Below are 5,517 nucleotides of genomic sequence, written 5' to 3' on the forward strand. Positions count from 1 at the left end.
CCGAGGAGATCGTGCCCCTGGCCCGTGGCCGCCCGGGACCGCAGTCCACCCGCCGACCCCCGACCTGAAGGAACACGTCATGCTCCAGGACAGTGCCGAGCTCGACCAGGAACTGGTGCGGGCCCTCTTCGACATCCGCGGCGAGCTGCACCAGGCCGCCGGCGGCAGCGACTACGCGGGCGACCTCCACGCGGACCTGCGTGCCGCGCGGGAGAGCGGCCCCGTCCACGCCGCACCGGTCGGCGAGGTGCTCGGCCACTCCTACCGGACCGGGGTGCTCGCCGAACACTCCGCACCGATCTACTCCGCCTTCGACTTCGCCACCGTCAACACCGTCCTGCGCGACCCCGATGTCTACTCGTCGGCGGTGTACGACTCGGTGTCCGAGATGTTCGGCAAGAACATCCTCCAGATGGGCGGCAGCGAGCACACGCGTTATCGAGGTCTGGTTCAGCACTCGTTCGCCCGCAGCATGGTGCCCTGGTGGGCGGACAACTGGATCGAGCACATCGTCGAGGTCCTGCTGCGCCGCATCGAAGGGCAGGGGCGCGCCGATCTCAACCTCGACCTGTGCGCGCTGCTGCCCCTCCTCACCATCACCAGCAGCTTCGGGATCGAGTGGCACCAGGCCCTGCAGCTGCGGACGTACGTGGAGACCATGCTCGGGGCGGGGAGGCCCAAGTCGGAGCGCCTGGCCGCCTCCGCCGCCATCGCCGACATGCTGCGACCGGTCGTCGTCGAGCGCAGGCGCTCCCCCCAGGACGACCTGATCACGGTCCTGACGCGGGAGACGATCGTCGACGAGAACGGCGATCGCCACCTGCTCGGCGACGACGAGATCCTCGGCTTCGCCAGGCTGGTGCTCACGGCGGGCTCGGGGACGACGTGGCGCCAGCTCGCGATCGTGCTCTGGGCCCTGCTCGGCCATCCCGACCAGCTCGACGCCGTGCAACGGGACCGTTCGCTGGTGCGCCCGGCGATCGAGGAGGCGCTGCGCTGGGAGGTCACGGACCCCACCTTTCACCGCCTCGTCACACGGGACACCGTGCTCGGCGGTGTTCCCATCCCCGCGGGCGCGGTCATCGAGATCTGCCTCGCCGCGGCGAACCTCGACCCGGCGCGGTGGGCCGACCCGGAACGCTTCGACATCACCCGCCCGATCCGGCCACACCTCGCCTTCGCGACGGGCCCGCACGTCTGTCTCGGGATGCACGTGGCCCGTGCGGAGATGGCCATCGCGCTGAACGCCGTGCTCGACCGCTTCCCCAGGCTGCGGTGGGACCCGCAGGCCCCTCGCCCGGCGCTGCTCGGTCTGACCATGCGCGGCCCGGCGGAGGTCCCGGTGGTGTTCTCGTGAGGGCCGAAGAGCTGTCCCACGTCGAGATCACGCCCGCGACCTGTCTCGGGTCCGGCCTCTGCACGTTCTACGCGGCGGACACGTTCGACCTCGACGACGAAGGGCGGGTCCGGCTCGTCGGGGACGTCGACACCGGCTCGGACGAGATCGCCAACGCCGTCGAGGCCTGTCCGACGCGGTCCATCCGGATCGTGCCGCACTCGGGCAGTGCCTGAGCCGGCGCAGGCGCCTGCGGACTACGCTCCGTCGATGTCCTCCACGTCGGCCAGCTGGCGACAGCGAGCACTGACGAACTCCGAGTCTGTGCGGCGCAGCGACTCCCGCACGATCGAGGTCGCCCAGCGCCTCATCGACGGTGCCCGCGAGCTCCGCTACGAGGCGGGACAGCCCTTCACGATCACCCAGCTCACCGAACGGGTCGGGATCGCCGGTCAGACGTTCTACAGCTACTTCCGCGGCAAGGACGAGCTGTTGCTCGCGACCTACGAGGACGTCGTCCAGGACTCGATCACCGGGATCGCCGAGCAGGCCGCCGACGAGCCCGATCCGGTGCGGCGGCTGGGTCTGATCGTGGAGCAGGTGATCCGTGCGGCACAGCGGCGCCCGCGGGCGCAGGTGACCGCCATCGAGCACGCCCGCCTCGCCGAGAAGCACCCGGCCGTCGTCGCGAAGGTCGCCGCGCCGTTCCACGACCTGGTCGCCTCCACCATCATCGCTGGTCGGGAGGCCGGGATGCTGGCGAGCGATGATCCGGGTGCCGATGCGCGCTTCCTCTCCGACGCCCTCTTCATCACCTTCCAGAACCTCGCCCTGGGCGTGACCACGGGACCGGTCGAGGACGTGGTGGTCCACGCCCGCTCCTTCGTGCTGCGGGCCCTGCGCCCGGCCTCGGAGGGGTGAGCCCGCCCCTCACGGCGACGGGGCGGGCTCGGCGGTCGTCTGTCCTACTTCGCCGCGATCCCCACGTAGCGCAGGTCGAAGATGCCCTGGAAGTCCGCCTGGCCCATCGTGTCCGCCCCGATGACCCGGTCGTTGTAGGCCACCTGGGTCGGCAGGGCGCACATGAACAGGTCCATGGCCTGGTCGACCGCGATGGTGGACGCCTGGTTCAGGGTGGCCGTGCGGTCCTGGTCCGACAGGTTCGCGTCGAAGGCCTTGGACACCGCGTCGCCGAAGCCCGCGGGTGCCGGGCCGGGGAACCGGCTGGCCACGAGGTAGTTGTCCCGCAGCGTGATGGCCGCGGTCGGCCCCGCGGTCCGGGTGTTGAGGTAGCCGTCGTACGCGCTGTCCGCGTTCCACAGACCGTTGATCTGGTAGGGGTCCTGGGCGTCGATCGTGAGCCGGATCCCGGCCTCGGCGAGCTGTGCCTGGATCGCGGGGGCCAGCTGGTCCTGCGGCGAGAGACTCGCCCCGACGAGCATGCGGAGGTCGAGGCCGTTCGGCAGGCCCGCCTCGGTGAGCAGCTGCCTCGCCTTCGCCACGTCGTGGGTGTAGGTCAGGTTCGGCGTGGCCAGGTACCCGTCGAACACGTCCGTCAGCGGCTGGCTCTGCGGCGCGCACTGACCGTCCAGGATGGACGAGTTCAGAGCCTCCCGGTCGATGGCGTAGTTCAGCGCCTGCCGGACCTTGACCTGGTCGACGTTGGGCCGCGCGGTGTTCAGGTACATCGCGTAGGTCGCCGCCGCCGGGTACGAGTGCAGGGAGAAGCCGTCGCCGAGCTTCGAGGCCTGCTCGTGCTGGCCGACCTTCGACAGGATCCCGTCGACCTGGCCCGAGCGCAGCGCCGAGAGCCGGGCGTTGTCGTTCGTGATGCCGATCAGCTCGATCTTGGCGGCCTGCTGGGCCTTCGGGTCCCAGTAGCCGGGCGCCCGCTCGTAGACGACGCGGTCACCGGCCTTGAAGTCGGCGACCGTGTAGGGACCGGAGCCGTCCGGCACCGTGTCCAGGTCCGGCCGGCCGAGCGACTTCGGGTTGATGATCGAGCCGACCGAGGACGACAGGACGTACGGCAGGTCGGACGCCGGACGGTTGGCCGTGACGACGACGGTGGTCGGGTTCGGCGCCTCGACGCCCGCGATCATCGACAGCTGGCCCTTCGCCGTGGACCCGGGCAGCGTGAGCGCGCGGTCCAGGCTCGCCTTGACGGCGGCGGAGTCGAGCTTCGTGCCGTCGCGGAAGGTCACGTCGTCTCGCAGCGTGAAGGTGACGACCCTGCTGTCGGGGCTGAACGACCACTGCGTGGCCACCATCGGCGTGAGCTCGGGGCCGCTCACGAGCTGGGTGAGGCGGTCGTAGACCGGGAAGACGTAGGGCGCCTGCCCGATCGCCGACGTCGCCGTGTGCGGGTCGAGCGGCACAGCCGGCAGCGTCCAGGCGAACCGCAGGGTGCCGTTCGGATCCGCCTGGGCGGGACCGGAGGACGACCCCCCGGTCGCCCCTCCCCCACAGGCCGTCAGCAGGACGGCGGCCGCAGCCACCACCCCGACCAGCCAACGGACTCTCTGCCTGCGCATGGGCGTGTCTCCTCGTCGACAACACGATGCCGGGACGACCGGCGGGGGTGGACCTCAGGGCTCGACATCCGCTGAGTTACGGCCACTCATCTACAGATGGAGCCGTGAGCGTGGCTGGACTCTAACGGAGCCCACTCGGCCACACAACACCTCTGAACTGGGATTCTGACCGCACCTGAGGGCATGACACGTCACAGGGTCTCCGGAGCCGAGTCTCGTAATTCGCGTACTGATCTTTGTTCGTGGCATGGCGGGAACGGCTCACCGACGATGTTTCCGCGGCGGCCACGAGGACCCGTCCCGATGCCCGGCTCCCTGCCCGCCCGCTAGGATTCCCGCAGGCCAGGACGAGGAGCACGGACACGATGACGACCGCGGGCGCTCGATCCGAGGAGGTCGCGGAGCCCCTCGCGGAGGACGACCCGACCCTCGGCGGGAAGCTGGCGGCCCGCATCGCCCGCGCCGTGGAGGCCGAGGTCATCTCCCGCGGCTGGCCGGTCGGGGCCTCGCTGGGATCCGAACCGGAGCTCCGCGCCCGCTTCGACGTGAGCCCGACGGTGCTGCGCGAGGCGGTCCGGATCCTGGAGCACCGTCAGGTCGCCCGCATGCGCCGCGGGCCGAACGGTGGTCTCGTCGTCGAGGCGCCCGACGGGCGCCCCGCCATCAGCGCGCTGATCATCTACCTGGAGTACCGGGGCACGAGCATGGCGCACCTGTTCCAGGCCCGCAGGCTCCTCGAGCCGGTCGCGGCGGAGCTCGCGGCCCGGCGGATCGACGAGGCCGGCATCGCCGCCGTCCGGGAGATCCTGGCGGAGGAGGCGGCCCGCGAACCCGTGTCCCCACGCGGTTTCGGCCCCGACGAGCTGCACGACCTGGTCAGCGCGCAGTCCGGCAACCCGGTGCTGCAGCTCCTCATCGACGCCCTCGGCTCGCTCACCCACCGCTACGTGCGGGCACCCTGGCGGGCACCCGACCCCGAGGTGCTCCGGACGCTGCGCATCGACACCCAGCGCTGGCACCGGCTCATCGGGGAGGCCGTCGTCGCCGGGGACGGGGCCCTGGCCCGGGTCCGGTTCGACCAGCATCTCGACGACGCGTTGGGGGTGCTGAGCTCTCAGCCGGACCACCGCACCCCGCTGCGCGGGCCGGGCTTCGGCGACTCACCCGCCGGGCCGGGCGCCTCGCTCACCGAGACGGTCGCGGGGCACCTCTTCGACGAGATCACCCGGCGCGGGTGGCCGTTGGGCGTCGTCCTCGGCTCGGAGAACGAGCTGATGGAGCGCTTCGCGGTCGGTCGCGCGGTGCTCCGGGCCGCCATCCGGCTCCTCGAGCTGCACTCCGTCGTCCGGACCCGCCGCGGCCCGGGGGGCGGGCTCGTCGTGGCCCAGCCGGACCAGCGCGCCGGCATCGACATCTCCTCGGTCTACCTGGCCTACCGCGGCGCGGCGGTCGAGGACCTCGAGATCGTCCGCGAGGCGATCGTCCTGGGGGCGGCGGCGGAGGTCGCGGACAGGCTCCCGGGCGACGAGACGCGCCGGACGCTGACCGCCGCCGAGGCCGAGGGGACGGCGGCGCTGGACCGCGCGCTCGTGCACCTCACCGACAACCCCGTCCTCCTCCTGTTCGTGGGGGTCATCAGCGACCTGC

At 71.6% G+C, this 5,517-nt stretch carries 5 protein-coding genes; 4 read left to right on the forward strand and 1 reads right to left on the reverse strand.

Annotated features, from left to right (window positions below):
- The first annotated feature begins 79 nt into the window (after positions 1 to 79).
- Genes H5J29_RS19175 through H5J29_RS19185 form a run of 3 tightly spaced genes read left to right on the forward strand, consistent with a single transcriptional unit; the run spans position 80 to position 2,257 of the window.
- Entirely contained in the window at positions 80 to 1,357 is a 1,278-nt protein-coding gene (locus tag H5J29_RS19175; RefSeq protein ID WP_181782399.1) for a cytochrome P450, read from the forward strand.
- On the forward strand, positions 1,354 to 1,572 hold the full coding sequence (locus tag H5J29_RS19180) for a ferredoxin (protein ID WP_181782401.1): 219 nt from the start codon (positions 1,354 to 1,356) through the stop codon (positions 1,570 to 1,572). The genes H5J29_RS19175 and H5J29_RS19180 overlap by 4 nt, the downstream gene beginning before the upstream one ends.
- A 34-nt stretch (positions 1,573 to 1,606) precedes the next feature.
- Positions 1,607 to 2,257 carry a TetR/AcrR family transcriptional regulator gene (locus H5J29_RS19185; RefSeq protein WP_181782403.1) on the forward strand — a complete coding sequence of 217 codons (651 nt, stop codon included), beginning with the start codon at positions 1,607 to 1,609 and terminating at the stop codon, positions 2,255 to 2,257.
- A 44-nt stretch (positions 2,258 to 2,301) separates the two neighbouring features.
- Here the strand turns inward: H5J29_RS19185 and H5J29_RS19190 are convergent, their stop codons facing one another.
- The gene (locus H5J29_RS19190; RefSeq protein ID WP_181782405.1) at positions 2,302 to 3,870 is read right to left on the reverse strand and encodes an ABC transporter substrate-binding protein; all 1,569 of its coding nucleotides are present in this window, start codon (positions 3,868 to 3,870) and stop codon (positions 2,302 to 2,304) included.
- 365 nt (positions 3,871 to 4,235) lie between these two features.
- On the opposite strand from H5J29_RS19190, the gene H5J29_RS19195 reads away from it, so the two are divergent.
- The coding region (locus H5J29_RS19195; protein ID WP_181782407.1) for a FadR/GntR family transcriptional regulator at positions 4,236 to 5,517 on the forward strand (1,282 nt) is incomplete at its 3' end.

It is taken from the genome of Pseudonocardia pini (assembly GCF_013870575.1).
GTDB classification, from domain to species: domain Bacteria; phylum Actinomycetota; class Actinomycetes; order Mycobacteriales; family Pseudonocardiaceae; genus Pseudonocardia; species Pseudonocardia pini.

What these genes read in the sequence shown, in the direction of transcription:
- H5J29_RS19175 (WP_181782399.1), top strand. Translation starts at nt 80, where the DNA reads ATGCTCCAGGACAGTGCCGAGCTCGACCAGGAACTGGTGCGGGCCCTC.
- H5J29_RS19185 (WP_181782403.1), top strand. Translation starts at nt 1,607, where the DNA reads ATGTCCTCCACGTCGGCCAGCTGGCGACAGCGAGCACTGACGAACTCC.
- H5J29_RS19190 (WP_181782405.1), bottom strand. Translation starts at nt 3,870, where the DNA reads ATGCGCAGGCAGAGAGTCCGTTGGCTGGTCGGGGTGGTGGCTGCGGCC.